This is a genomic window from Lichenihabitans sp. Uapishka_5 (assembly GCF_033947565.1).
Taxonomy (GTDB): Bacteria; Pseudomonadota; Alphaproteobacteria; order Rhizobiales; family Beijerinckiaceae; genus Lichenihabitans.
Genome location: NZ_JARPVX010000205.1, coordinates 1 through 1,137, shown reverse-complemented (window position 1 = coordinate 1,137; position 1,137 = coordinate 1). Strand labels below are relative to the sequence as shown.

At 64.3% G+C, this 1,137-nt stretch carries 1 protein-coding gene; it reads left to right on the top strand.

From position 1 onward, the window contains the following. Positions 1-60: 60 nt before the first annotated feature. Entirely contained in the window at positions 61-1,137 is a 1,077-nt protein-coding gene (locus P7D22_RS23190) for an IS630 family transposase (RefSeq protein ID WP_319936600.1), read from the top strand.

Here is a 1,137-nt window from a genome sequence, read left to right as displayed (position 1 = left end):
CTAGTGCACTGACGCGCACAGAGGATTCACAGGACGCTGGGCTCGTGCGAGTCTGCTTGCATGGCTCAGACCGTTTCGCTTTTGCTTTCGGCTCAGGATCGCGCTGGGCTTCATGGGATCATTGAGGACCGCGGGCGACCGGTGAAGCACGTCCAGCGGTCGCAGATCATCCTGCTCTCGGATGACCGTCTCCCCGTTCTGGAGATCGCCAAACGGGTTGGGGTCAGCCGCCCGATGGTGTGGCGTTGGCAGCAGCGCTATGCCGAGGAAGGTCTCGACGGGCTGCTGCGCGACAAGACCCGACCACCCGGCACGCCGCCGATTCCACAGGCCAAGGTCCATGCCGTGGTCGAGCGCACTCTGCGGCAGCCACCGGGCGCGGTGACCCATTGGACCGGCCGCGCCATGGCCAAGGCCATGAACCTGTCGCTGCGCACCGTCCAACGCATCTGGCAGGCGCACAAGTTGCAGCCGCACCGGATCAGGACCTTCAAGCGCTCGACCGATCCCGACTTCGCGGCAAGGCTCGATGACGTCGTCGGCCTCTACATGAACCCGCCCAGGCACGCTGTCGTCGTCTCCATCGACGAGAAGAGCCAGATCCAAGCCCTTGATCGCACTCAGCCGGGCCTGCCGCTGAAGCGCGGCAAGTGCGCGACCTTGACCCACGATTACAAGCGCAACGGCACCACAACCCTGTTCGCGGCTCTCAGCGTGCTCGAAGGCAAGGTCATCGGCCGCTGCGCGCCCCGCCATCGGCATCAGGAGTTCATCCGCTTCATCGCGACCGTCGAGCGGTCCGTGCCGGCCGGCAAGGTAATCCACGCCATCCTCGACAACTACGCCGCTCACAAGCACCCCAACGTGCTGGCCTGGCTCGCCGACCATCCTCGATGGACATTCCACTTCACGCCGACCTCATGCTCCTGGCTAAACGCCGTCGAGGGCTTCTTTTCCAAACTCACGCGACAGAGCCTGAAGCGAGGTGTCTTCCGCTCGGTCGCGGACCTCGAGGCAGCGATCACCCGCTACGTCGCCGCCACCAACAGGAACCCAAAGCCCTTCGTCTGGACCGCAACCGCCAACGCGATCAGGACCAAACTCGCCCTGAATCATCTGTCTGAGTCGGTGCACTAG

Bases quoted from the DNA above. Each gene is read 5' to 3' on its own strand.
- P7D22_RS23190 (WP_319936600.1), top strand. From the start codon at position 61: ATGGCTCAGACCGTTTCGCTTTTGCTTTCGGCTCAGGATCGCGCTGGG.